Below are 23,924 nucleotides of genomic sequence, written 5' to 3'. Positions count from 1 at the left end.
GTGCGTCAAAAAGTGGTTTATATTTTAGTAACCTTGCTGATCATCTCATTGGCAGCGTTTTCTTATTTTCTTTATCAAAAATCAGATAGATACAATTTGAAATATGCTCAAACAGTAATCAAAGAAAATGCTTTTAACTCAAGTAACGTTGACTGGGAAAAGGAGTTTTTGATATCTGAAAGTATTTTGATGTCTGAAAAACATGAAAATTCATTTCATAACTCGCTTAGTCATTTATTGAAATCTCTAAAAGATAATCATTCTAGAATTATTCCTGATAAGAAAACCCATAAATCTAATGTCAAAAGCTTCACTGATTATTACTCTAAAAATGAAACACCAGTTGTAGTTATTAATAATTGGAGTGGTACTGATGTCGAAAGCGCATATTTGAAGATAAAGGAAAATATTACTAAAGCAGTTACGAGCAGTAGGTGCGGTATAATTATCGATATCTCGAAAAACTATGGCGGTAACGTATGGCCAATGGCTAATGGTATTAGCACATTAATAAGTGAAGGCGTTATCGGATCATTTGTTGATTCTAATGGGAAAGTACAAGAGATAATAAACTCTAAGGGTGTCATCAACATTAGAGGCATGTTTAGTCCATTTAGGGAAGACCATTCGCATGTGATGTATGACAAGAAAGTTGCAGTAGTTACGGGGCGACGTACTGCCAGCTCAGGTGAAATATTGTCGATCTTTATGCGAGGACAGCCAAATGTTAAATTTTTCGGTGAACCAACAATGGGTGTCCCTACCTCTAACAGAGTTTTCAAATTGCCTAATAATGTTAGATTTGCTTTAACAACAGCTGTGACTAGAGACCGAAATAATGTTATTTACTCAAAATCTATTAGCCCTGATGTAGTAACAAAAGAGCCTATTCAATTTTCTATAGAGTGGATTAATGAAAATTGTCAATGAAATTGAAACTATAGTGGCATGCTAAACTTCTAGCTACAAAAGAAAGTATCTCGCCAGCGGCGAAACGCTTTAAAGTAAGAAATCTAGCCATCAATAACAGTTACAGCTACAAAGCCGTAAGACACCACGGGCGGGTGCAAGACCCCCCCTACAATTTCGAATAGACGAGAAGCCCACAAACAACAAGGCCAGCTTTCGCTGGCCTTGTAAAACTTACTTCTTATTCACCAAATTCGCTCTGGCTTTTAAGATCCGGTCCCGCTTGTACTGCTGGTTGGGTGTCAGCATATTACGTTTACCGGCAAATGGGTTTTCGCCTTCGCGGAATTCAATCCGCACTGGGGTGCCCATCATCTGTAAAGATTTTCGGAAATAGTTCATCAGATAACGTTTGTACGAATCTGGCAGGTCGTCTACCTGAGTACCGTGGATCACGATAAGAGGCGGGTTGTAACCACCGGCGTGGGCGTATTTCAGCTTCACACGACGGCCTTTCACCATAGGTGGCTGGTGATCTTCCACTGCCATTTTCATAATACGGGTTAAAAGCGCTGTACTGACACGACGGGTGGCCGAGTCGAACGCTTCTTCTACCGATTCAAATAAGTTACCTACACCTGAGCCGTGTAACGCAGAGATAAAGTGCAGGCGGGCAAAGTCGATAAAACCTAAACGTCTGTCGAGTTCACGTTTGACATCTTCTTTAACACGTTCGTCCAGGCCATCCCATTTATTGACGGCAAGTACCAATGAACGACCAGCGTTCAGCACAAAACCTAAAATACTTAAGTCCTGATCAGAAATACCTAAACGGGCATCCAGCACTAAAATCACCACGTTGGCATCTTCAATGGCTTGCAAAGTTTTAATGACAGAAAACTTCTCGACCATATCGTCAATTTTGCCACGACGACGTACACCAGCCGTATCAATCAGGGTGTATTCGCGCTCACCCCGGGTCATAGGGATATAAATCGAATCCCGTGTTGTGCCTGGCATGTCGAATACCACAACACGCTCTTCACCTAAAATACGGTTGGTTAAGGTTGATTTACCCACGTTTGGACGACCCACTATGGCCAGCTTGATATGCTGATCCTTAGCCTGAGTAATGTCCTCTTCGCTTTCTTCTTCAAAGTCTTCCGGTAATTCTTCGCCCTTTTCAATGGCGGCAATACGCTGTTGCTGCTGTTCAGACAACATAGGCAATAACGCATGTTGCAACAAAGACAAGACACCACGGCCATGCACAGCGGCTATAGGATAGACTTCACCCTGCGCCAGACTGTAAAAGTCGGCAGTGGCTGTATCAGCATCCAGACCATCGGTTTTATTGGCGACCAAAAACACCTTTTTATTGATACGACGTAAGTGTTGCGCTATCGCATCATCGGCTACAGTAGCGCCGGCACGGGCGTCCACCATAAACAGCACTATGTCAGCTTCGTCGATCGCTTTCAGTGACTGCTCGGCCATTTCCACTTCAATGCCTTGCTCATTGCCGTCTATACCACCGGTATCGACCACAATAAATTCGTAACCTTCGTATTTGACTGAACCGTATTTACGGTCGCGCGTCAGGCCCGGAAAATCCGCCACTAAGGCGTCCCGGGTGCGGGTTAAACGGTTAAATAATGTTGATTTTCCAACGTTGGCTCTGCCAACCAAAGCCACTACAGGTAACATGGTTTTACCTCAAATAAAATTACTATGTATCCTTGTGGATACCGCAGGCCAACTGGCCTTCTCACTCTGTGACGCCAGGCTTTTCAGCCATGGCAACTACGTATAATTGGTTAAACTTTATTAAACAACAAGGCCGGAGGCGATGTTTCATCGGCTCCGACCTTGTCTTATTCCATACTCAGCTGGTTTAAGGTAAGCGTATTAAACTTAGCTCACCGTCCCGGGTTTGGATCACTAATTCATTAGCGGAGCTTACGCCCTGCACATAAAAACCTGAACCGTAAGATTCCTGAGCAACAAAGTCACCGCTGTTTTTATCTAACCAGAACAAATTCCCTTCCACATCACCAATAGCCAGGTAGTCTTTGTAAACTGCAGGGCCTGTCAGGAAATGTTTGTGTAAACCTAATTGTGCCCATTGTTCTGAACCGTTACGACGGTCAATGGCAAAAATTTTGCCTACGCTGTCCACCAGGTAAATCGTATTACCTTCGATGGTCATATCACGGAAGCTGGCGTATTCACGTTTCCACATTACCCGTCCAGTACGCAGCTCTAATGCAACTAATTCACCATTAAAAGCAATGGCGTAAATAGTACCGTCTACCACTACAGGTGTTGCATCCACGTCTACCATACGGGATAAATCTGTTGCGCCTTTTGGCACAGCAATGGCTGCGTCCCAGGCTAAGATGCCTTTATCCGCAATGAGTACTGACACTTTGCCTGCACCACTACCAAAAATCACGCCGCCGTTGGCCACTACAGGTTCACTGGTACCACGTAAACTTAATAAAGCACTTTCCTGCTCATGCATCCAGCGTTGCTCACCTGTATCAGGGTGCAATGCAAACATATAACCAGCGGAAGTATTCACCAGTACATAACCTTCGCCTGCAGCTGGTCTGGCAATCACTTCGCCTTTCACTTTCACACGCCATACCAGCTCGCCGGTTTCAGGATTTAACGCCAGCACATCGCCGTTTTCAGTACCGACAAATATTTTATCGTACCCCTGGCTGATACCACCGGAAACCCGTGCTGTTTCAGAGTTCCAGAATTTCAGACCATCCAGCAAACTGCCTGAGCCATCATTACGCACATCAAAAGTCCAAAGGCGTTTGCCTGACTCACGTTCAAAAGCCATGACCAAACCAGCACGACTGGCAGCAAACACTTTATCCTGATAAATCAAAGGGCGTAGCGCTGAATCGTAATGCTCAACACCATTACCAACGGATGTGCTCCAAATTTCTTTCGGTTCAATTTTGTTGTTAATTTCCGGATAGACCAATTCGTCCTTGGAAGAACAGGCAGCCAAAGTCGTCAACAACACCAGCATTAAGCCGATACGGGACCTGAATAACTTCACTCTTACACCTTAAGCAGCAGTTACGTGCGCCAGTTCGTCTAATTTCACTTTCAGAATTGGATTCTGAGCATCTTTATTCTCTGCTGCGGCAGCCAGATAGGCGGTTTTAGCTTTGGCCAATTCACCTGAACTGACAAGCACGTCACCAACCAGCTCTTGCTGCTGCGCTTTAAAAGCGTCAGGCACAGCCAAAGCAAGCGTAGCTAAAGCAGCAGGGTAATCTTTTTGTTCATTTTGCACACGGGCTAAACGTAGTTGTGCCAAAGCTTTGATTTCTGGTTGCGTGGCATTAGTGGCAACCCAGCTCAGTTGTTTAGCAGCAGTCGCATAATCTTCTTTGGCAACAGCGTCTTTGGCGGCGACTAAGGCTGCCAGCAAAGCGTAAGAAGAATCACTGTTTTCATCCACAAAAGTCTGGAACTGCGCCAACAACTCCGGGTTTTCCGTTGCTGTTTGTTGTTGCTCCAGTAACTGGGTATAAGCGCTGGAAGCAGCCATAGTGTTTTCCAGCTGAGTGTCCTGAATGTAACGCCAGCCGTACAATCCACCTAAACCTAAAACTACACCTGCGATAATAGAGGTACCGTTTTCTTTCCAAAAGCGCTTAATGGCTTCAACTTGTTGTTCTTCGCTGTTGTAAATTTCCATCTTCGATCCCTTTAAACCAGCTGCTTTAAAAAACAGCTTAATTCAGTCAATTTAATATTTTGTTGTGGCTTTTCTTCTCTGAGCCATTTCAGCGTAATTTCGCCCGCAGCCAGTTCAGTTTCACCTAATAACAAACCAAGGCTGGCGCCGGATTTATCTGCTTTTTTCAGTTGTTTCTTTAAGTTGCCGCCACCGGAGTGCGTCATTAAACGCAAGTCAGGTAAATCATTACGCAGGGCTTCGGCAATAGAAACTGCGGCAAGTTCCGCTGCATCCCCTAAGGCCATCAGATAAATATCAGTTTGCGCCTGGGCTTTTGGTAATAAGTCTAAGGTTTGCAGCAATAATACCAGTCGTTCCATACCTAAGGCAAAACCAACTGCCGGAGTGGCTTTACCACCCAGTTGCTCCACTAAACCATCGTAGCGGCCGCCGGCACAGACAGTACCCTGTGAACCTAAGCTGCTGGTCACCCATTCAAAGACAGTTTTGTTGTAATAATCCAGGCCACGCACTAAACGTGGGTTGATCACAAACTCAATACCAGCGGCCTTTAAACGTTGTTGCAGACCATCAAAATCAGCTTTGGATTCATCATCTAAATAATCCAAAAGTTGCGGCGCTTTACCCAACATGTCCTGCATCACCGGATTTTTACTATCCAGCACCCGCAGCGGGTTGCTGTGCATACGGCGTAAGCTGTCTTCGTCCAGTAACTCTTTGTGCTGCTCTAAATAGGCCACTAAAGCAGCACGGTAATCAGCACGAGCCTGATTCGAACCTAAAGAGTTCAGCTCAAGAGTCACATGAGACAACAAACCTAAGCTTTTCCATAAACGGGCGCTGAGCAGAATCACTTCAGCGTCAATGTCCGGGCCAGCCATACCAAAAGCTTCTAAACCAAACTGATGGAATTGACGGTAACGGCCTTTTTGTGGGCGCTCATGACGAAACATAGGGCCCATATACCACAAGCGTTGTTCCTGGTTGTACAGCAAACCGTTCTGATTAGCGGCACGCACACAGACCGCAGTGCCTTCAGGACGTAAAGTCAGGCTGTCACCATTACGATCAGCAAAGGTATACATTTCTTTTTCGACTATGTCGGTCACTTCGCCGATAGAACGCTTAAACAGCTCCGTCATTTCGACTATAGGAAAACGAATTTCTTCATAGCCATAGTTGCGCACTGTTTTACGTAAAATCTGTTCCACGTACTGCCATGCCGGAGTATCGGCTGGTAAACAGTCGTTCATGCCACGAATGGCCTGGATATCTTTTGACACGGGTTTTATCTCTTTATCCTAAGCGGATGATGCAGCGAAGCTACTCAATCCAGCTGTTTAATTTCAATCAGTCGTTTTTGCTCTGCCAGATACAAACGGATCTGAGCTTCCAGCTGCTCTGCGACAGTGTTGTTATCAATGCGTAATTTCTGGCGCTGACCTTTGAGGTAAAAACCACTCATACGGTTGGCCCCTGCGACGCCTAAATCAGAGATCAGCGCTTCGCCAGGGCCATTGACGACACAACCAATGACGGACACTGTGACAGGGTCGATAATATCTTCCAGTCGTTGTTCCAGTTCATTCATAGTTTTGATCACATCAAATTCCTGACGGGAACAACTTGGACAGGCAATAAAGTTAACGCCTCGGGAACGAATGCGCAGTGATTTTAAAATATCAAAACCCACTTTCACTTCTTCCACCGGATCGGCAGCTAACGAAATACGTAAGGTATCGCCTATGCCTTCAGACAACAGCATACCAAGACCAATAGCAGATTTCACTGAACCAGCACGAGCACCGCCTGCTTCAGTAATACCTAAATGCAACGGCTGCTTAATTTGTTTCGCCAGCAGGCGGTACGCACCTACAGCTAAAAACACATCGGAGGCTTTGACACTGACTTTAAATTGGTCGAAGTTCAGTCGGTCCAGAATTTCGACATGGCGCATTGCCGACTCGACCAGAGCTTCAGGCGTAGGTTCGCCATATTTCTCTTGCAAATCAGCTTCCAGCGAACCGCCATTCACCCCAATACGGATAGGAATATTTTTATCGCGGGCCGCTTCAACCACAGAACGGATACGGTCTTCACGACCTATATTGCCCGGGTTTATGCGCAAACAGTCCACACCGTACTCTGCCACTTTCAGCGCAATACGGTAGTCAAAATGAATATCGGCCACCAACGGAATAGGCGATTGCTGTTTGATCAGTTTAAAGGCTTCCGCCGCTTCCATGGTAGGCACAGACACCCGCACTAAATCAGCGCCAGCTTTGGCTATCGCATGAATTTGTGCCACTGTGGCTGCGACATCTGTGGTTTTGGTATTCGTCATCGACTGCACTGCAATAGGGGCATCGCCACCTATCAGTACATTACCCACTTTAATCTGAGTGGACTGGCGTCTTTTAATTGGATTTTCTGCGTAACTCATCAGTTTTGTCCGAGGGTTAACCGGGCGACCCGACCTGTTGGATAACCTGACAGATCAATGGCTTCGCCATTAAAGCTAAGAGTGGCGGCGGCGGCGTTGCCTAATAAAACTTTAACCGGTGCTACACCACGTAAATTTAACTCTTCTCCGGCTTGTCTGCTGCCAAAGGCCAGACGTTTGCCTGTAGCGTCCACCACATCAACCCAACATTCTGCGGTTAATGACAGACTGATGCTGGCATTGGCCGCTGCATCTGTTGATGCTGTGGTTGGAGACTCTGCGATAGCTGTAACCTGAGCCTCCACTGCAGGAACCTCTGTGGTTGTTACTTCAGGCTCTGGCGACAGAGTTAAAATGTCAGATTGTGATGCTGCATTTTGTGGTACAGCGGCTGGTGGTACTTGTGGCTCAGTATCAACAGCAGTGGGTGCAGCTATTTGCTCTTGTACAGGCAACACTGGTGCATCTGTCGCTACAGTGGCTTGTGGTTGAGTGCTCAGCGCAGAAGTTTCTGTGGGAGTTGGCGAGCTTTCCAGTTGCGTAACAGGTATTGAATTCTGTACCTGCTGGCTTTGCCCGAACACTTCGCTTTGTATTGGCTGCGCTTCTTCGCTGGCCAACATAGTTTCATCTGTTTGCGCCATAGGCAAAGCTGTGCCTGAGGCCGAACTGCCAAAACGGCTCTGCCAGAATCCCAGCACTAACAACACCACAAAAACTGCGATCACAAAGTAGGTGACCCAGATAAAGCGGTTTTCTGTGGCTTCCTTGGCGGTGCGTTTGGAAAAGCTGCGGGTCAGGCTTGGCACCTGATGTAAACCTTTAGAGTTACTGCTGTAAGCGTCCAGCACTTGCTGAGCCGGTATTTTCAGTAATTTGGCATAAGAGCGTAAATAACCACGGACAAAAGTTGAGGACAACTTAGCATCCACCTGATCCATTTCAAGATCGTCAATCAGGCTTTTGCCTAAATTCAGTTGCTGTGCCACTTGCGCTGTCGTCAGATTTTGTTGCTCTCTGGCCTGACGAAGGGTTTGTCCTGCGCTTAAAGTTTGTCCTGCGCTACTGGGCTGCGTTAATTCAGTCGTCATAATTCTAATTGTGCCGGATCTTTTAAGTAGATAAATTGCCCAGCCCGTATCGGGCTTTGCTCAGTTAAGTTGTTCCATTGCAGCAGGCTGGTTAGTTTCACCCTGTAACGCATCGAAATCCGGAATAAGGTGTCGCCATACTGGACCTGATAACGTTCTGGTACTTCAATTTGTGGTTCGATCTGCCGGGGTGCTTGTTGTCCAATCCACAGGACCTGGCCCTTGACTATAGGCTGATTATCACGCAAAGAGTTCCAGCTGATTATATCGCTAATAGTAACACTGTAACGCTCTGCTATGCCATACAAGGTTTCATCTTGTTGTACTTCGTGTTGCTGAACTTCAGTGGCAGAGGCAGCTTCTATCACTTCAGGCTGAAGATCTGACTCAGAAGAAGATACAGCAGGTTCTGTTACCGCTAAGTTTTCGGATACAACCCTGGATTCAGGCAAAGGCTCTGTGACAATGGCAGCGCTTAACCGGGCATCTTCGGTACGCTCTGCCACTGCCGCCGGAGGCTTTTTACGGGTGATTTTAATTTTAGGCTGAACTACCCCTGCTTTGAGCTGTTCTTTCGGTTGTTGCAACAATTGCTGCTTATAGTCTTGTCTGAGCAGACTGAATTCAGACTCCCGAAGTTTACCCTGACTAAACAACAAAGTTTCCTGACTTTGCGGATAAGTGGTCAGCAATAACTGCTCAGCCATTTGCATCCGGCTGTAGTCTTGCTGTTCCTGCGCTATCAAATAGCCGAGCAAGACAGAACGGGGCGAAATTTGAGAAGCACTTTGCATTCTGTCGAGCAGAACCTGGGCTGCGGGTAAATCAGCCATCGCATAATTGACTGAAGCTAAATTAAATAAAGCGCTGGGGCGACTGGCATTGTGTTTAATGGATAAATCTAAATAAGTTTTGGCCTGAATAAAGTCTCTTTGCTCTAAGCGACACAAGGCGATGTTTTCGTAGCTGTCGGCGGCACGGATATAGCCAGGGCGGCTTATCGCTTGCAACAGCAACTGCTCGGCTTGCTCATACTTGCCGCGCTGGCATAAAAAAGCACCGTAGTTGTTATAAGAGTCGGCGTTGTTGGGCTCAAGTTCTATGGCTGTTTTGTAGGAGTTTTCTGCGTCTTCGAACTCCGCCACCTGCTGATAATAATAAGCAAGGGCGTTATGCACTTCGGCCAGTTCAGGTGCTAAGCTTTTGGCTTTTTCCAGATTAAACTTGGCCTGAGCATTATCTCCCCTTTGCAGGTAATTAATGCCAAGAGCTATGCGGGTGCGGGCGGCTTCTTTTTGATCCATCTTAGGACGGATTTGACGGTCACTGCCCACTACCGTGGTTTCAGTGACACAAGCCGCTAACTGTAAACTGAAAACAACACAAGCCAGGAGCCTGAGTTTTTGCATAGGGATACCAGTTGAATGGAGTGTTACACCATTTTTACTGAAATCTCATGAGCTTTCATCTGTTTTTTTTCTAAACGTTTAGTTCTGTCTATTACATCACCCACTAACTGACCACAAGCAGCGTCAATATCATCACCACGGGTCTTACGTACCATCACCGTATAACCGTGTTCCTGCAGCACTTTATTAAAGCGGTCGATACGGGAATTGCTTGAACGTTTATAAGGCGAACCAGGGTATGGGTTAAATGGGATCAGGTTCACCTTAGATGGCGTACCTTTAAGGGCATGCGCTAATTCATGGGCTTGTTCCATGCTGTCGTTCACACCATCCAGCATTACATATTCGACTGTAACTTTATCGTTGGCCCGTGAATCTGTGACATAACGTTTAGCCGCAGCCAGGAATTCTTCCATAGGGTATTTTTTATTCACCGGCACTAATTCATCACGCAGCGTGTTATTCGGCGCGTGTAACGAAATCGCCAAGGCCACGTCGATACGCTCTTTGAGCATATCTAAAGCTGGTACTACACCTGAAGTACTTAAAGTGACACGGCGTTTGGATAAACCAAAACCAAAGTCTTCCAGCATCAGCTCCATAGCTGGCACTACGTTGTTCAGATTCAGCAAAGGTTCGCCCATGCCCATCATCACTACGTTGGTGACTGGTTTTTCGCCTGTATCGCCGTAGCTGCCAATGATTTGAGCTACACGCCATACCTGACCAATAATTTCAGACACTTTCAAATTGCGGTTAAAACCCTGCTGGGCTGTAGAGCAAAAGGTGCATTCTAAAGCACAGCCAACTTGCGAAGACACACATAAAGTACGACGGTCTTTTTCCGGGATCCAGACAGTTTCTACTTCCTGACCACCAGCTAAACCCATCACAAACTTGATAGTGCCATCAGCGCTGTCCTGACGAGTCACCACTACTGGTGCTGCAATCACGGCTTTTTCTTTTAATTTGTCACGCAACTTCTTGTTGATGTTGGTCATTTTATCAAAGTCGTCGATGCAGAAATGGTAAATCCATTTCATCACCTGATCGGCTCTGAAGCCTGCTTCACCAATAGAGACAAAAAACTCCTTCATCTGGGTACGGGTCAGATCAAGCAGATTGACTTTGTTTTCTGTTTGGCTCATTTGGGCTTTCCCTCACAACATAGATAGATAAAAAATAGGACAGTTTAAATAGATAGAAAGGGAGCTAAGCTCCCTTTCACTATAAATCGTCCCTTTACACTTTTTTAAACCTAAGTAATTGGAGTTGCAGCGAGACGACAAGTGCTTGAGACCCCAGGAGCATAGTTCACTATGTGACTGGGGCGAAAGCGCGCGGTCAACGAAGCTGCAGCTTCAAGAACGACGGTTTAATTAACGAGTACGGGCACACAATTCAGCTTCAGTGAAGAAGAACGCGATTTCACGGGCAGCAGAAGCAGCAGCGTCTGAACCGTGAACAGCGTTTTCGTCAATGCTTGCAGCGTAATCAGCACGTAAAGTACCGGCAGCAGCGTCTTTTGGATTAGTAGCACCCATGATTTCACGGTTTTTACGAACAGCGTCTTCGCCTTCTAAAACCTGAACCATTACCGGGCCAGAAGTCATGAAAGATACTAAAGCGTTGAAAAATGGACGCTCTTTGTGCTCGCCGTAGAAGCCTTCAGCTTGTTCCTGGCTTAAGTGCAGCATTTTAGCAGCAACGATACGTAAACCTGCAGATTCAAAACGGTGGTAGATAGCACCGATATGGTTCTTAGCTACTGCATCTGGTTTTACGATTGAAAAAGTACGTTCTAAAGCCATGACAGACTCCTGTAATCAAAAGGGTGAATAAATTTAAGGGCGAGAATTATACGCTAAGCAAAATAAAAAACCTATTTTTTCTAAATAGAGCCGATAAAGCTTTTATTTTGTGATCAGAACCAGTGCTGCAACTAGTAAAAAAGCAGCTCGAAGCTGCTTTTTTATAGAACAAGACCAGAATTAATGCCCTTCGCTGACCATATTGACAGTGTATTTTGGAATTTCGACTGTTAAATCTTCATCCGCTATACGAGCCTGACAACCTAAACGTGAGTCTGGCTCTAAGCCCCAGGCTTTATCCAGCATATCGTCTTCCAGCTCATCGCTTGGATTCAGAGAGCGGAAGCCTTCACGTACTATGACGTGGCAGGTGGTACAAGCGCAGGATTTCTCGCAGGCATGTTCAATGGAAATACCACAACGTAAAGCGACATCCAGCACAGTTTCACCTGTTTGGGCTTCGACTGCTACGCCTTCAGGGCACAATTGTGCATGGGGTAAAAAGATGATTTGTGGCATATCAGACCTCGTCGACCTTATGACCTTGCAATGCCTTACGGATGGAGATATCCATACGGCGCGCTGCAAACTCATCCGTTATATGATTGGTATGTTCAATGGCGGCTTTTATAGCGGCCGTGTTGTCGCCTTGTTTCACTGTCGCAAGTTCGGCAAGGGCTTGTTCTACACTTAATTTTTCTTCTGCAGTTAACAGTGCAGCATCGGCATTTAAGGCCGCACTGACAGCTTCCAGTACCCGTTCCGCTTCCACTTGTTGCTCCTTTAACAAGCGCAGCTGCATATCCTGCTTGGCATACAACATAGAGCTTTGGATCATGGTTGCGACCTGATCGTCACTTAAACCGTAGGAAGGTTTCACCTGAATACTGGCGCTGACGCCTGTGGATTTTTCCTGTGCTGTGACACTTAATAAACCATCGGCATCGACCTGAAAAGTGACACGAATATGAGCGCCACCGGCGGCCATAGCCGGAATATTGGTCAGATTAAAACGGGCGAGTGAACGACAGGCATCCACCAGTTCGCGCTCACCTTGCAACACATGGATAGCCATAGCGGTCTGGCCATCTTTAAAAGTGGTAAATTCCTGAGCACGGGCCACAGGAATAACGGTATTACGCGGAATGATTTTTTCCACTAATCCGCCCATAGTTTCTAAACCTAAAGACAGAGGTATCACATCTAAAAGCAAGGTATCGTGGTCAGATTTATTACCCACCAGCACATTGGCCTGAATAGCAGCGCCTATGGCTACTACTTTATCCGGGTCTATCGACGTTAAAGGCTCAGCGGCAAAAAACTCCGCCACAGCACTTCGCACCAATGGCACTCGGGTAGAACCACCGACCATCACCACCTGTTGAATTTCTTCGGTGTCTAAACCGGCATCACGCAGCACTTGTTTACAGGCACGAATGGTTTTGCGCACTAAAGGCTGAATTAAGGCATCAAAGTCGGCACGGCTGATCTGGCCTTTAAATTCGCCGGAGGCGAGTGGCAGGACAAAATCCAGCTGCTCTGTGGCACTTAAGTTTTCTTTGATTTGACGGGCGCTCACCAGATACTGGCGCAGCTCTGAATGCGAAAGCTTAGCCTGGCCAGTTTGCTGCTGTAACCAGTTAACTATAGTGTGATCAAAATCATCCCCACCTAAAGCCGAGTCACCGCCTGTGGCCAACACCTCAAACACACCACGCTTTAAGCGCAATATGGAGATATCAAAAGTACCACCACCTAAATCGTAAACAGCAACCACACCTTCCTGACCTGAATCCAGGCCATAAGCTAAAGCTGCTGCTGTAGGTTCGTTCAGTAAACGTAATACATTTAAACCTGCCAGCTTGGCAGCGTCTTTAGTGGCCTGACGCTGTGAGTCATCAAAATAAGCAGGCACAGTAATAACCACACCAGTCAGCTCACCACCTAAGGTCAGGCTTGCTGTATCTGCTAAAGTCGCCAGAATCTCAGCTGACACTTCAACCGGGTTTTTAATACCCTGAATAGTGTTAATAGCCACTAAACCAGATTGATCGACCAACTCATACGGAATATGTTCGGCATCTGCGTTGATTTCAGCAAAACCACGGCCCATTAAACGTTTGACTGACACTATAGTGTTGTGTGGGTCGAGCACAGCATCCGCTGCAGCGGCATGACCGACTATGACGTTGTCTTTGGTGTAACGCACCACAGAAGGCACCATGTCCTGGCCTGCTTTATTAAACAGCGTTTTGGCTTCGCCACTGCGGACAGTAGCAACCAGAGAATTGGTGGTACCGAGATCAATACCTGCGGCTAACTTGTGCTGATGTGGAGCCGCGCTTTGACCGGGCTCTGCAATTTGTAATAACGCCATGCTGCTCTTTAATCTTGTGTTTGTTCAATCAGCTCCAGCTCGTGCTGTAGCTTAAAGAAAAATTTGAGTTTGCGGATTATATCAGCCGCCTGGTGATCATGCTCAGGGTTGTTGGCATCCAGTGCCGATTGCAACTGTCGTAATAAAGCTTTTTTCTGTTGCTGAATTTGCTGGTCCGCTTCATCAATTAATGCATCAGGATCAGAGGCATCGCTAATCTCAGCCAGCAATTCGCGTAATTCCATTTGCTGCATTAAAAACGCAGGCTCCATAAAGCTGCGCTGCTCGTTACTGATTTTTAAACCCCGTAACGCCAACAAATGTTCAGCACGCAATAGCGGCTGTTTTAAGCTGTGATAGGCATCGTTGATATTGGCAGCCTGTTGTACTGCCATCAGCTTATCGCGCTCAGAACCTGCGGCATGTTTATCCGGATGAAATTGACGCTGCAATTCCAGATAACGAGTGCCTAATTCAGTCAAATCCAGCTCGAACTGAGCTGGCAGATGAAAAAGCTGAAAGTAATTCATCTGCGCCCTTTGTTAAACGGTGAAGCTTTCGCCACAACCACATTCGCCATTGACGTTTGGGTTGTTAAACTGGAACCCTTCGTTTAAACCTTCTTTGACAAAATCAAGCTGAGTGCCGTCGATATAAACCAGGCTTTTGCCGTCAACAATAAGTTTCAGTTCGTTTTGTTCAAACACCTGATCGTCATCGTTTAACTCGTCAACAAACTCCAGCACATAAGCCAAACCTGAACAGCCTGTGGTTTTTACACCCACACGCAAGCCAAGGCCTTTGCCTCTGTTGGCCAGGAAACTTCTGACGCGATCCGCTGCCGCTGGTGTCATTGAAATAGCCATAACTTAGTTCCCGTGACGTTGTTTGTAATCAGCAATGGCTGCTTTGATTGCATCTTCCGCCAGAATAGAGCAGTGGATTTTTACCGGAGGTAAAGCCAGTTCCTGCGCTATATCGGTGTTTTTGATTAAAGCCGCTTCGTCTATGCTTTTGCCTTTGACCCATTCAGTCACTAATGAGCTGGATGCAATAGCGCTGCCACAGCCATAAGTCTTGAACTTGGCATCTTCAATAATGCCCTCTGCGTTAATTTTTAACTGTAACTTCATCACGTCACCACAAGCCGGTGCGCCAACCATACCTGTAGCTATGCTTGGGTCGTCTTTAGCAAATGAACCGACGTTACGCGGGTTTTCATAGTGATCGATGACTTTAGTGCTGTATGCCATGGTACTTACCCTCTAATCCTGCAAATAACTTAGTGTGCAACCCAGGCTACGCTGCCTAAATCCACGCCGTCTTTGTACATTTCCCACAGAGGTGACATGTCGCGTAATTTATCAATGGCGTCATGCACTATCTTAATGGTGTGATCAATTTGCTCTTCCGTGGTGTAACGGCCGATGCTGAAACGAATAGAACTGTGTGCCAGCTCGTCAGTTAAACCTAAAGCACGTAATACGTACGAAGGTTCCAGACTGGCTGAAGTACAGGCTGAACCTGAAGATACGGCGATATCTTTTAACGCCATAATCAGGGACTCACCTTCCACATAGTTAAAGCTGACATTGGTAATGCCAGGCACACGTTGCACTGCATCACCATTTAAAAACACTTGTTCAATGTCTTTAATGCCGTCTAATAAACGGTCACGTAACACAGCAACACGTTCACGCTCAGCGTGCATTTCTTCTTTGGCAATACGGAAAGCTTCACCCATAGCCACTATCTGGTGCGTGGCTAAAGTGCCTGAACGCATACCACGCTCATGACCACCACCGTGCGTCTGAGCTTCTAAACGAATACGTGGTTTACGGCGCACATACAAAGCACCAATGCCTTTTGGACCATAAGTTTTATGACCGGAGAACGACATCAGATCGACTTTTAAAGTCTCTAAATCTATATCCACTTTGCCTGTGGCCTGAGCCGCATCCACATGGAAAATAATACCCTTGCTGCGGCACAGCTCGCCAATAGCAGCGATGTCCTGGATCACACCAATTTCGTTATTTACAAACATGATGCTGATAACAGTGGTATCTGGGCGGATAGCAGCAGTTAACTTGTCTAAGTCGACTAAACCACTGGCTTCTACATCCAGGTAGGTCACTTCAAAACCTTCACGCTCCAAAGAGCGCATAGTATCCAGCACAGCTTTGTGTTCAGTTTTGGCTGTGATCAGGTGTTTACCTTTTTTATGGTAAAACTGCGCTGCGCCTTTAATAGCTAAGTTGTTTGATTCGGTCGCGCCTGAGGTGAATACAATTTCACGTGGGTCGGCGTTCACCAGTTCGGCAATTTGCGCACGGGCAATTTCTACCGCTTCTTCTGACTGCCAGCCGAACTTGTGCGAACGAGACGCTGGATTACCAAAACAGCCATCCATAGTCAAAAATTGCATCAGTTTTTCGGCCACCCGCGGATCAACCGGGGTTGTGGCTGCATAGTCTAAATAAATAGGTAGCTTCATTTTCTGCTCCGGCTTTTGCCTACAACTGGCAACTGACTTCAATTTCAGTTGCTGGATTTTTTAACACACGGCCATCTTGCCGCTTCGCCACTTTTTTCACTTCATTCTGGCGAACCAGTTCACCTAAGGTGATACCGGTGAGGAAGTCTTCAATACGATCACTTAAGTCTGTCCACAAGGTGTGGGTTAAACATTTAGCACCGCTTTGACAATCAGATTTACCCTGACAACGTGTGGCATCTACGGACTCATCGACCGCACTGATCACAGCAGACACAGATATTTGCATCGGATCCTGGCCCAACTGGTAACCACCACCAGGACCACGCACACTGCTGACCAGACCTTGTTTGCGTAAACGGGCAAACAACTGTTCAAGGTAAGACAGGGAAATACCCTGCCGTTCAGAGATATCCGCCAATGACACAGGGCCAGATTGTGCATGTAATGCAACATCCAGCATAGCGGTCACAGCGTAACGGCCTTTTGAAGTTAAACGCATAACTGGCTCCCTGAAACGAATGGCGCAAATTGTACATTCTTGACTGTTTTAGTCAAGTATTAATCCTACTGTTTTAGTCAGGTATTATCCGTTTAGGTTCAACTCTTTTTTCGATGGATTGATCAGCTTTGCTTATCACAATTGCTAAATAGTCGGGTCAAAAGCGTCTACTGCTTTTTTACGTTGTTCAGCAGCGTCACGTTCGGCCTGGATAAAGGTTTCATCTTCAATGGCGATTTCCGGCACTATCTCGCAAACATTGCCACCGAGCTTGTTCACGCTCTGGCAAAGCTCTGTCACTTTATTATCCAGAAAATGCATATGATCCAGCATCAGGCCCATGGCATTGGCGACCGGATCCGGGTTATCGCTTGAGACCGCATAAGCATCAAAACCAAACTTTTTTGCCATTTGTTGGCGTTGTTCAGTCAGTTCCATATCCTGCTTAGCGACAATACGACCTGGAATACCCACCACTGTCGCGCCTGCTGGTACATCTTTCACTACTACAGCGTTGGATCCAATACGGGCAGACTCCCCCACATACAAAGGCCCTAATACTTTAGCGCCAGCTCCTATCACCACACCATTGCCTAAAGTCGGGTGTCTTTTGCCCGGACTCCAGCTGGTGCCACCTAAAGTCACACCATGGTACAAAGTGACGTCATCACCAATTTCAGCAGTTTCGCCTATCACCACACCCATGCCATGGTCGATAAAAAAACGACGACCAATTTTAGCGCCGGGGTGAATTTCTACCCCAGTCAGCCAGCGCGCTATGGTGCTTAAAAAACGGGCCAGCCATTTCCAGTTGGCTTGCCATAATCGATGATTCATTCTGTGCCACCATATGGCATGCAAACCTGGATAGTTAGTCAGTACTTCAAAAGCACTGCGCGCCGCCGGGTCCCGCTCGAACACACTTTTAATGTCTTCTTTGATACCTGCAAACATCTTACAAATCCTATTGCTTAGTTGTGCGTTGAATCGAGGCCAGAATGCCACGCAAAATATTCAGTTCCTGATCATCAGGTCTGGAACGGGCAAATAAGCGGCGTAAACGCGCCATCACAATGCCCGGATGCTGTTTAATAATAAAACCAGTGTCACTTAAGGTTTGTTCCAGATGGGTATAAAACTTCTCCATCTGGTCTATTTCCGGATAAACAGTTAAATCCGCTTCAGGGGTTTTATCCTGTTGCGCTAAAAAAGCCACCCGAACTTCATAAGCAATAATCTGTACTGCCATGGCTAAATTCAGGGAGCTGTATTCAGGATTGGCCGGGATACAAACATGGTAATTACACATTTGCAGCTCTTCATTGGTCAGGCCATTGTTTTCACGGCCAAATACCAGAGCTACAGGTTTTTGTGTGGCTTCGAGCACAGATTTTTCACCACATTCACGCGGCTCCAGCATAGGCCAGGATAAAGTGCGGGAACGGGCACTGCTGCCAACCACTAAACCACAATCAGCAATAGCCTGCTCTAAAGTATCCACTACTTGTGCATTGGCCAGAATATCACTGGCGCCTGCAGATAACGCATAAGCCTGACCGTCTGGTAATTCTTTTGGAGACACCAGCACCAGCTTGCTCAGGCCCATAGTTTTCATGGCGCGGGCAACTGAACCTATGTTTCCGGTATGAGAGGTACCCACTAACACAATTCGGATCTGCTCTAACATGCCCGCTCCAGCCTATATTTATAAAAGAAGCCTGTTACTGTTCTGAAGCCAGCTTCAGCAGGGCAACAAGCTTAAAAATTCAAGGGGCGGCATTTTATCACAGCATATAATTTTTGTAGATTGAAATTTGGCAGTCCAGCCATCTGAAATTTTTAGTGCAGATTTACATCCCACAAATACGACCGCTGGTGATTTCTGACTGCAAAAGCCGCTGTGCTTTGTTACACTAGCGCCGGTTTTTAACTCAGAAGGATCGTGTTATGAAGGCGTTATCGCAATTCGTTTTAGCATCCAGTTTAGTGCTTAGTCAGTTTTCTTTCGCAAACACCGACACCACAGCGTTACAGCAGGCGATGCAAAGCCCTACCCGCTCTGAAGCAAATAAAGCTCGTGATCAATACAGAAACCCTGTTGAAACCTTACACTTTTTTGGAGTTACACCACAAAGTACAGTGGTAGAGATATCCCCTGGTGGTGGCTGGTACACTGAAATTCTGGCGCCCTTATTAGCCAAAGAAGGCAAATACTACGCTGCCCATTTCCCGGCCAACAGCACCTCTGAATACGCAACACGCAACCTGAAAGCTTTTAAAGAAAAGCTTGCCTCTAATGAAGCGTATAAAAACGTGGTTGTGACCGAATTTTCTCCATTACCAGACCAGCAAGTGGCCCCAGCCAACAGCGCTGATGTGGTACTGACCTTCCGCAACCTGCACAACTGGTATATGCAAAAAGGTGAACAAGGCACGATCGATGCCTTTAAGTCTTTTTATGCGGCATTAAAACCAGGCGGTGTCTTAGGCGTAGTGGAACACCGTTTACCAGAAGATAAAAAATCGGCTGACTGGTTAAAGTCGGGCTATTTCCCACAAAGTTTAGCTGTTGAGTTGGCGCAAAAAGCTGGTTTTGTCTTAGAACAGAGCAGTGAAATAAACGCCAATGCAAAAGATACAGCCGACCACCCAGGTGGTGTCTGGACTTTGCCTCCTACGCTTTCACAAAAAGAGCAGGACAAAGACAAGTACCAGGCCATAGGTGAAAGTGACCGTATGACTCTGAAATTCCGCAAACCAGCAGCCCAATAGGCTGCTGTTTGTTTTAGTCACACTGATTTTTTAGTTTTTGATATTTTTTGATTAGGGCGAGACTGACGATGAAAGTATTAGTAATAGGTGGTGGTGGTCGTGAACATGCTCTGGCATGGAAAGCAGCACAATCGGCTCATGTCACACAAGTCTTTGTAGCTCCGGGCAACGCAGGTACTGCGCTCGAAGCCAACCTGACTAACGTGGCTATAGCAGCAGAAGATGTGCAAGCGTTGACCACTTTTGCCAAAAGCGAAGGCATAGCTTTGACTATAGTGGGCCCTGAAGCACCACTGGCCAAAGGTGTGGTTGATACCTTCCGTCAGCAGGGTCTGGCTATTTTTGGCCCGACCCAGGCCTCTGCTCAGTTAGAAAGCTCTAAAGCTTTTGCTAAAGACTTTTTAGCCCGTCATAAAATTCCAACAGCGTCTTATGCCAACTTTACTGAGATAGAGCCCGCAAAGGCTTATGTCAAAGCCAATGGCACTCCTATTGTGATCAAGGCCGATGGTTTAGCTGCAGGCAAAGGTGTGATTATCGCCCAGACTGAAGCTGAAGCTTTTGCTGCTATTGACGATATGCTTGCTGGCAACAAGTTTGGCTCTGCTGGCAGCCGTGTGGTGATTGAAGAGTTTTTAACAGGTGAAGAAGCCTCCTTTATTGTGATGGTTGACGGCACTCACGCTTTGGCTTTTGCTTCATCTCAGGATCATAAAGCCCGTGATGATGGCGACAAAGGTCCAAATACCGGCGGTATGGGTGCTTATTCGCCAGCGCCGGTAGTAACTCCTGCCGTGCATGACTGGGTGATGCAAAACGTCATTTACCCAACAGTGAATGGTATGGCGTCTGAAGGTCATATCTATACAGGTTTCCTTTATGCAGGCCTGATGGTCTCACCTGATGGCACCTGTAAAGTGCTGGAATTTAACTGCCGTTTTGGTGACCCTGAAACTCAGCCTATTATGATGCGTTTACAGTCCGATTTAGTGGAGCTGTGTCAGGCTGCTGTGGAAGGCAAATTAGCCCAACAAGAGATTAAATTCGACAGCCGCGCCGCTGTAGGTGTAGTGCTGGCCGCTGGTGGTTACCCGGATGATTACCGCAAAGGTGATGTTATTTCTGGTTTACCTACAGAAGACAGCCGTGAAGCCAAAGTATTCCATGCTGGTACTGTGTTAAAAGAGGGTCAGGTACTGACAGCTGGCGGTCGTGTACTGTGCGCCACAGCTTTGGGCGTGAATGTCACTGCGGCACAACAAGCAGCCTATGAGCTGACTGACAAGGTGCAGTGGGACGGTGTATTTAGTCGCCGGGATATAGGCTATCGCGCCATCGCCCGCGAAAATACCCGTCGTACTTGAAGCCGCAGTGTTGTTGACTTCGCCTCTCGCCCCAGTCACATAGGACTACTATGCTCCTGGGGTCTCGCTGGCTTGTCGCCTAACTGCAACATCAATTACTTAGGGTATTAGTTTATTTCTAAGGCGCCATTCGGCGCCTTTATTATTTGATCTTCGCTATTCACAGCAATTTCATACGAAATTCAACGATTTGCCCTTGTAGATTTTTCTGAGTGCCTTAGGCTGTACAGATCTGTTTTAAAGGACTTTTTTAATGAAATTATCCATTTTTACTTTACTGCTGCTCTCTGCTGGATCCTTTGGTGTATCTGCAACTTGTCAGACAGAAACCCCTATTGCGGCAATTCAGGGCGAAGGTCAACAAAGCCCGCTGCTGAATAAAACAGTATCCACTGCAGGTGTAGTCACAGCAGTGTTGTATCCGGGCAGTAAAGCAGCAGGGGTTTTGATCCAAAGCCTGAGCCCTGATACCAACCCTAAAACTAGTGAAGCCTTATTTATCGCTGATAAAAAGCTGGTTCAACAGGCAAAAGCAGGTCAACAGCTTGAAATTACAGGCAAAGTTGTTGAACTGAATGGCATGACAGCTTTGGTGGATGTAAAAACCTCAGTCTGTGGTCAACAGGAAGCGCCAAAACCTGTGGTGGCCACATTGCCAGTCAAGTCCAGACAAGACTGGGAAGCTTTGGAAGGCCAGTATTTATCGTTCCCCCAACCTTTGATAGTCAATGACACCTATCCGTTAGCACGCTATGGCGAAATTTTACTGGCCGATAAAAGACTCTGGATAGCCACCGAGCTGCACAGACCAGGTAAAGAAGCAAAAGAGCTAGAGCAACAGCAGCATTTAAGTCAGCTCTGGCTGGATGATGGGATTTTTGAGCAAAACCCTGATCCTGTGATCTTCCCCAATGGCAATTTATCTGCCACTAATACAGTTCGGATAGGGGATACCGTAAAAAACCTGCAGGGTTATTTAATTGAAACTAAGCAGGGTTATCGTTTAGTAGCGGCACAGCGTCCTGACTTTGTTGCAACCAATGCCCGGCCAGCTGCACCTAAAGCCAAAGCCGATGATCATATTCGGGTCGCGAGTTTTAACGTGCTGAACTTTTTTACCGGTGAAACTGCTGCTAAGCCTTTCCCTACCCGCCGTGGTGCTACAAATGCAAATGAGCTGCAGCGCCAACAAGCCAAAATGATAGCGGCTTTATCCGGTATGGATGCTGATGTCATAGGTTTACTGGAAGTAGAAAATAACGGCTTTGATAAACATGGTGCTTTGGCTACTTTGGTCCGCGAGCTGAATAAAGCCCTGGGAGAGCAACGTTATGCATTTGTGCAGCCGCAAAAGGCGTTAGGTGGTGACGCTATTAAAGTGGCTCTTATCTACAACCAAGATAAAGTCACAGAGGCTGGCAAAGCAGTGATGATTGCCGAAGGCCCCTTTGCTTATGGTTCGAGAGCTCCTTTGACTCAGACATTTAAAGCCAAATCCACAGAAGGACTTTTTACTGTCAGTGTGAATCACTTTAAATCCAAAGGCAGCTGCCCGGAAGATAAAGCCGCTGTAGACAATGGCAACAGGGATAATAAAGACGGCCAAAGCTGCTGGAATCAATCCCGTGTTGAAGCAGCCAAAACCTTGTCTGCCTGGTTACAGACCCAGCCAACGGGTGTCAACACACCCCATCAATTGGTGATAGGAGATTTAAATGCTTACCGTCAGGAAGATCCGATTTATGCACTGGAACAAGTAGGTTGGGTGCATCTGGCTCCCAAAGATGAAAGCAGGCATTATTCTTATGTCTTCAGAGGCCGCACAGGTTCATTGGACCATGCGCTTGCCAGCAAGACCATGGCAACACAGCTGACCCTATTCCAGCACTGGGCTATTAACGCCGACGAGCCAGCGATACTTGATTACAACACTGAGTTTAAATCGGAAGCACAGCAAAAAACCTTATACGCACCGGATCCATTCCGTTCATCGGACCACGATCCGGTTTTGATCGACTTTAAGTTTTAAACCTCTGGGTCAGAGCTGTTAGCTCTGACCCTTCTTCTACGCCTTACAAACAAAAGCCAGTTGGCTACGTGCTTTATTCAGTGCAAAACGACTGATCTCAGTACCACATTCTTTGGATAAATCCAGCCACAAATTCCATTCTTGCTTGCCCTGAACCTGCCACTGATAAATTTTTGTCCCTGCAGACACCAGCAACTTCTCTTCAGACCACCAGACTAAATCCTGGCCACCTGCCGGAAGCGCCAATTCAGTTTGAATATTCGTTTTGGTTTTTACATCGTAAGAACTTAAAAACAGCTGACCCTGTTTGGCCTGAGTGTAAAACCCTTTTTGAGTACCTGGTTGCCAGCTTAAAGCCCGGCCTACACCTGTTGCCAGAGTCGTCAGATTTCCGTCTTTATCCAGATAACGCACTGTGTGGTTATCTTCTTTATCACCCAGAATAAACAACAGTAAATCCTGATGTGGTCCCCAGGCATGATAACCCACGCCTTTAGGCTCTGCTTTCAGCAGACCCGTGTTGCCTTGCCAGTCCACAGCCCACAAACGTTGGGTTTGGTCCGCTTCCACTGCCACGAGCGACAAGCCTGAACCATCAGGCAATAAAGTTGGTGAATACTCGCTTAGGCTTGTTTTAGTTAGCAGCTGTTGTTTTTTATCCGAAATTAAATAAAGCCCAACATCGGTTTGCACTGCTGCATCTTTGCCCTGCTCCAGCGTAAAAAATAAGCTTTTTCCATCCTTACTAAAAGCTGGCTGGTTGATATAGGTTGGAGTTTCATTGATTTTAACTTGATTAGAAACTGATAAATTTTCTGATAAATCAGTCAGATATAGATTGTATTGCGGCAAAGCTGCTGCCAGAGGAAAAACCATAACAGCCAAAGCAAGAGAAAGTAATCGCACCGGTGGACCCTTTTTTGTTGAACAGCAGCAGCTTTATTACTGTGCTTGCAGTGACCTCACTTTATCCTTTATGGTAGGCGGCTG

Annotated in this window: 23 protein-coding genes; 4 read left to right on the top strand and 19 right to left on the bottom strand. The window is 46.5% G+C overall.

The features are described from left to right. Entirely contained in the window at positions 1-930 is a 930-nt protein-coding gene (locus RHEIN_RS18495; RefSeq protein ID WP_008900507.1) for a S41 family peptidase, read from the top strand. Positions 931-1,143: 213 nt separating this feature from the next. On the opposite strand, the gene der is transcribed toward RHEIN_RS18495, so the two are convergent. From der to trmJ, 18 genes are all read right to left on the bottom strand, one after another. Further along, complete coding sequence (gene der / locus RHEIN_RS18490; protein ID WP_008900506.1) at positions 1,144-2,616, bottom strand: ribosome biogenesis GTPase Der; 1,473 nt, start codon at positions 2,614-2,616, stop codon at positions 1,144-1,146. A 187-nt stretch (positions 2,617-2,803) separates the two neighbouring features. Continuing rightward, the gene (gene bamB / locus RHEIN_RS18485) at positions 2,804-3,988 is read right to left on the bottom strand and encodes an outer membrane protein assembly factor BamB (RefSeq protein WP_202797843.1); all 1,185 of its coding nucleotides are present in this window, start codon (positions 3,986-3,988) and stop codon (positions 2,804-2,806) included. 9 nt (positions 3,989-3,997) lie between these two features. Further along, complete coding sequence (locus RHEIN_RS18480) at positions 3,998-4,636, bottom strand: YfgM family protein (RefSeq protein ID WP_008900504.1); 639 nt, start codon at positions 4,634-4,636, stop codon at positions 3,998-4,000. An 11-nt stretch (positions 4,637-4,647) separates the two neighbouring features. After that, positions 4,648-5,922: a histidine--tRNA ligase gene (hisS, locus tag RHEIN_RS18475; protein WP_008900503.1), complete on the bottom strand. Its 1,275-nt coding sequence runs from the start codon at positions 5,920-5,922 to the stop codon at positions 4,648-4,650. A 44-nt stretch (positions 5,923-5,966) separates the two neighbouring features. Further along, the gene (gene ispG / locus RHEIN_RS18470) at positions 5,967-7,082 is read right to left on the bottom strand and encodes a flavodoxin-dependent (E)-4-hydroxy-3-methylbut-2-enyl-diphosphate synthase (protein ID WP_008900502.1); all 1,116 of its coding nucleotides are present in this window, start codon (positions 7,080-7,082) and stop codon (positions 5,967-5,969) included. After that, complete coding sequence (locus RHEIN_RS18465) at positions 7,082-8,173, bottom strand: RodZ domain-containing protein (RefSeq protein WP_008900501.1); 1,092 nt, start codon at positions 8,171-8,173, stop codon at positions 7,082-7,084. The genes ispG and RHEIN_RS18465 overlap by 1 nt, the downstream gene beginning before the upstream one ends. After that, positions 8,170-9,582, bottom strand: a complete 1,413-nt coding sequence (gene pilW / locus RHEIN_RS18460) for a type IV pilus biogenesis/stability protein PilW (RefSeq protein WP_008900500.1) — start codon at positions 9,580-9,582, stop codon at positions 8,170-8,172. Before pilW ends, RHEIN_RS18465 begins: the two co-directional genes overlap by 4 nt. Positions 9,583-9,605: 23 nt before the next feature. Beyond that, positions 9,606-10,730 (bottom strand): bifunctional tRNA (adenosine(37)-C2)-methyltransferase TrmG/ribosomal RNA large subunit methyltransferase RlmN, encoded by a 1,125-nt coding sequence (locus RHEIN_RS18455; RefSeq protein ID WP_008900499.1) that lies wholly within the window; start codon positions 10,728-10,730, stop codon positions 9,606-9,608. Positions 10,731-10,961: 231 nt separating this feature from the next. Continuing rightward, on the bottom strand, positions 10,962-11,393 hold the full coding sequence (ndk, locus tag RHEIN_RS18450; protein WP_008900498.1) for a nucleoside-diphosphate kinase: 432 nt from the start codon (positions 11,391-11,393) through the stop codon (positions 10,962-10,964). A 180-nt stretch (positions 11,394-11,573) separates the two neighbouring features. Next, positions 11,574-11,912: an ISC system 2Fe-2S type ferredoxin gene (fdx, locus tag RHEIN_RS18445; RefSeq protein WP_008900497.1), complete on the bottom strand. Its 339-nt coding sequence runs from the start codon at positions 11,910-11,912 to the stop codon at positions 11,574-11,576. 1 nt (position 11,913) lies between these two features. Continuing rightward, positions 11,914-13,770 carry a Fe-S protein assembly chaperone HscA gene (gene hscA, locus RHEIN_RS18440; protein WP_008900496.1) on the bottom strand — a complete coding sequence of 619 codons (1,857 nt, stop codon included), beginning with the start codon at positions 13,768-13,770 and terminating at the stop codon, positions 11,914-11,916. Between the two features lie 8 nt (positions 13,771-13,778). Further along, positions 13,779-14,300, bottom strand: a complete 522-nt coding sequence (gene hscB, locus RHEIN_RS18435; protein WP_008900495.1) for a co-chaperone HscB — start codon at positions 14,298-14,300, stop codon at positions 13,779-13,781. Between the two features lie 12 nt (positions 14,301-14,312). Continuing rightward, complete coding sequence (gene iscA / locus RHEIN_RS18430; RefSeq protein WP_008900494.1) at positions 14,313-14,636, bottom strand: iron-sulfur cluster assembly protein IscA; 324 nt, start codon at positions 14,634-14,636, stop codon at positions 14,313-14,315. A gap of 3 nt (positions 14,637-14,639) precedes the next feature. After that, positions 14,640-15,023, bottom strand: coding sequence for a Fe-S cluster assembly scaffold IscU (gene iscU / locus RHEIN_RS18425; RefSeq protein ID WP_008900493.1), 384 nt, complete (start codon positions 15,021-15,023; stop codon positions 14,640-14,642). 29 nt (positions 15,024-15,052) lie between these two features. Further along, complete coding sequence (locus RHEIN_RS18420) at positions 15,053-16,267, bottom strand: IscS subfamily cysteine desulfurase (protein WP_008900492.1); 1,215 nt, start codon at positions 16,265-16,267, stop codon at positions 15,053-15,055. A gap of 19 nt (positions 16,268-16,286) precedes the next feature. Continuing rightward, positions 16,287-16,769, bottom strand: a complete 483-nt coding sequence (gene iscR / locus RHEIN_RS18415; RefSeq protein WP_008900491.1) for a Fe-S cluster assembly transcriptional regulator IscR — start codon at positions 16,767-16,769, stop codon at positions 16,287-16,289. A 144-nt stretch (positions 16,770-16,913) separates the two neighbouring features. Next, on the bottom strand, positions 16,914-17,723 hold the full coding sequence (cysE, locus tag RHEIN_RS18410) for a serine O-acetyltransferase (protein ID WP_008900490.1): 810 nt from the start codon (positions 17,721-17,723) through the stop codon (positions 16,914-16,916). A gap of 10 nt (positions 17,724-17,733) precedes the next feature. Then, positions 17,734-18,456: a tRNA (cytosine(32)/uridine(32)-2'-O)-methyltransferase TrmJ gene (gene trmJ, locus RHEIN_RS18405; protein ID WP_008900489.1), complete on the bottom strand. Its 723-nt coding sequence runs from the start codon at positions 18,454-18,456 to the stop codon at positions 17,734-17,736. A gap of 260 nt (positions 18,457-18,716) precedes the next feature. Here trmJ and RHEIN_RS18400 point away from each other — a divergent pair, with 260 nt between their 5' ends. The 3 genes from RHEIN_RS18400 to RHEIN_RS18390 all read left to right on the top strand — a co-directional run bounded on the left by RHEIN_RS18400 (position 18,717) and on the right by RHEIN_RS18390 (position 22,934). Further along, positions 18,717-19,541 carry a class I SAM-dependent methyltransferase gene (locus RHEIN_RS18400; protein ID WP_008900488.1) on the top strand — a complete coding sequence of 275 codons (825 nt, stop codon included), beginning with the start codon at positions 18,717-18,719 and terminating at the stop codon, positions 19,539-19,541. Between the two features lie 68 nt (positions 19,542-19,609). After that, a complete protein-coding gene (purD, locus tag RHEIN_RS18395) occupies positions 19,610-20,905 on the top strand; it encodes a phosphoribosylamine--glycine ligase (protein WP_008900487.1) in 1,296 nt (431 codons plus the stop codon). Positions 20,906-21,158: 253 nt separating this feature from the next. Beyond that, positions 21,159-22,934, top strand: coding sequence for an ExeM/NucH family extracellular endonuclease (locus tag RHEIN_RS18390; RefSeq protein ID WP_008900486.1), 1,776 nt, complete (start codon positions 21,159-21,161; stop codon positions 22,932-22,934). Positions 22,935-22,970: 36 nt separating this feature from the next. Here RHEIN_RS18390 and RHEIN_RS18385 read toward each other — a convergent pair whose 3' ends face one another. Further along, positions 22,971-23,840, bottom strand: coding sequence for a TolB family protein (locus RHEIN_RS18385; RefSeq protein ID WP_008900485.1), 870 nt, complete (start codon positions 23,838-23,840; stop codon positions 22,971-22,973). Positions 23,841-23,924 lie beyond the last annotated feature (84 nt).

Source organism: Rheinheimera sp. A13L (assembly GCF_000217935.1).
GTDB lineage: Bacteria > Pseudomonadota > Gammaproteobacteria > Enterobacterales > Alteromonadaceae > Pararheinheimera.
The sequence above is the reverse complement of the archived record's forward strand: the minus strand, read 5'-3'. Positions and strand labels throughout refer to the sequence as shown.

Bases quoted from the DNA above. Each gene is read 5' to 3' on its own strand.
- der (WP_008900506.1), bottom strand. From the start codon at position 2,616: ATGTTACCTGTAGTGGCTTTGGTTGGCAGAGCCAACGTTGGAAAATCA.
- RHEIN_RS18480 (WP_008900504.1), bottom strand. From the start codon at position 4,636: ATGGAAATTTACAACAGCGAAGAACAACAAGTTGAAGCCATTAAGCGC.
- ispG (WP_008900502.1), bottom strand. From the start codon at position 7,082: ATGAGTTACGCAGAAAATCCAATTAAAAGACGCCAGTCCACTCAGATT.
- RHEIN_RS18465 (WP_008900501.1), bottom strand. From the start codon at position 8,173: ATGACGACTGAATTAACGCAGCCCAGTAGCGCAGGACAAACTTTAAGC.
- pilW (WP_008900500.1), bottom strand. From the start codon at position 9,582: ATGCAAAAACTCAGGCTCCTGGCTTGTGTTGTTTTCAGTTTACAGTTA.
- RHEIN_RS18455 (WP_008900499.1), bottom strand. From the start codon at position 10,730: ATGAGCCAAACAGAAAACAAAGTCAATCTGCTTGATCTGACCCGTACC.
- ndk (WP_008900498.1), bottom strand. From the start codon at position 11,393: ATGGCTTTAGAACGTACTTTTTCAATCGTAAAACCAGATGCAGTAGCT.
- fdx (WP_008900497.1), bottom strand. From the start codon at position 11,912: ATGCCACAAATCATCTTTTTACCCCATGCACAATTGTGCCCTGAAGGC.
- hscA (WP_008900496.1), bottom strand. From the start codon at position 13,770: ATGGCGTTATTACAAATTGCAGAGCCCGGTCAAAGCGCGGCTCCACAT.
- hscB (WP_008900495.1), bottom strand. From the start codon at position 14,300: ATGAATTACTTTCAGCTTTTTCATCTGCCAGCTCAGTTCGAGCTGGAT.
- iscA (WP_008900494.1), bottom strand. From the start codon at position 14,636: ATGGCTATTTCAATGACACCAGCGGCAGCGGATCGCGTCAGAAGTTTC.
- iscU (WP_008900493.1), bottom strand. From the start codon at position 15,023: ATGGCATACAGCACTAAAGTCATCGATCACTATGAAAACCCGCGTAAC.
- RHEIN_RS18420 (WP_008900492.1), bottom strand. From the start codon at position 16,267: ATGAAGCTACCTATTTATTTAGACTATGCAGCCACAACCCCGGTTGAT.
- iscR (WP_008900491.1), bottom strand. From the start codon at position 16,769: ATGCGTTTAACTTCAAAAGGCCGTTACGCTGTGACCGCTATGCTGGAT.
- cysE (WP_008900490.1), bottom strand. From the start codon at position 17,723: ATGTTTGCAGGTATCAAAGAAGACATTAAAAGTGTGTTCGAGCGGGAC.
- trmJ (WP_008900489.1), bottom strand. From the start codon at position 18,456: ATGTTAGAGCAGATCCGAATTGTGTTAGTGGGTACCTCTCATACCGGA.
- RHEIN_RS18400 (WP_008900488.1), top strand. From the start codon at position 18,717: ATGAAGGCGTTATCGCAATTCGTTTTAGCATCCAGTTTAGTGCTTAGT.
- purD (WP_008900487.1), top strand. From the start codon at position 19,610: ATGAAAGTATTAGTAATAGGTGGTGGTGGTCGTGAACATGCTCTGGCA.
- RHEIN_RS18390 (WP_008900486.1), top strand. From the start codon at position 21,159: ATGAAATTATCCATTTTTACTTTACTGCTGCTCTCTGCTGGATCCTTT.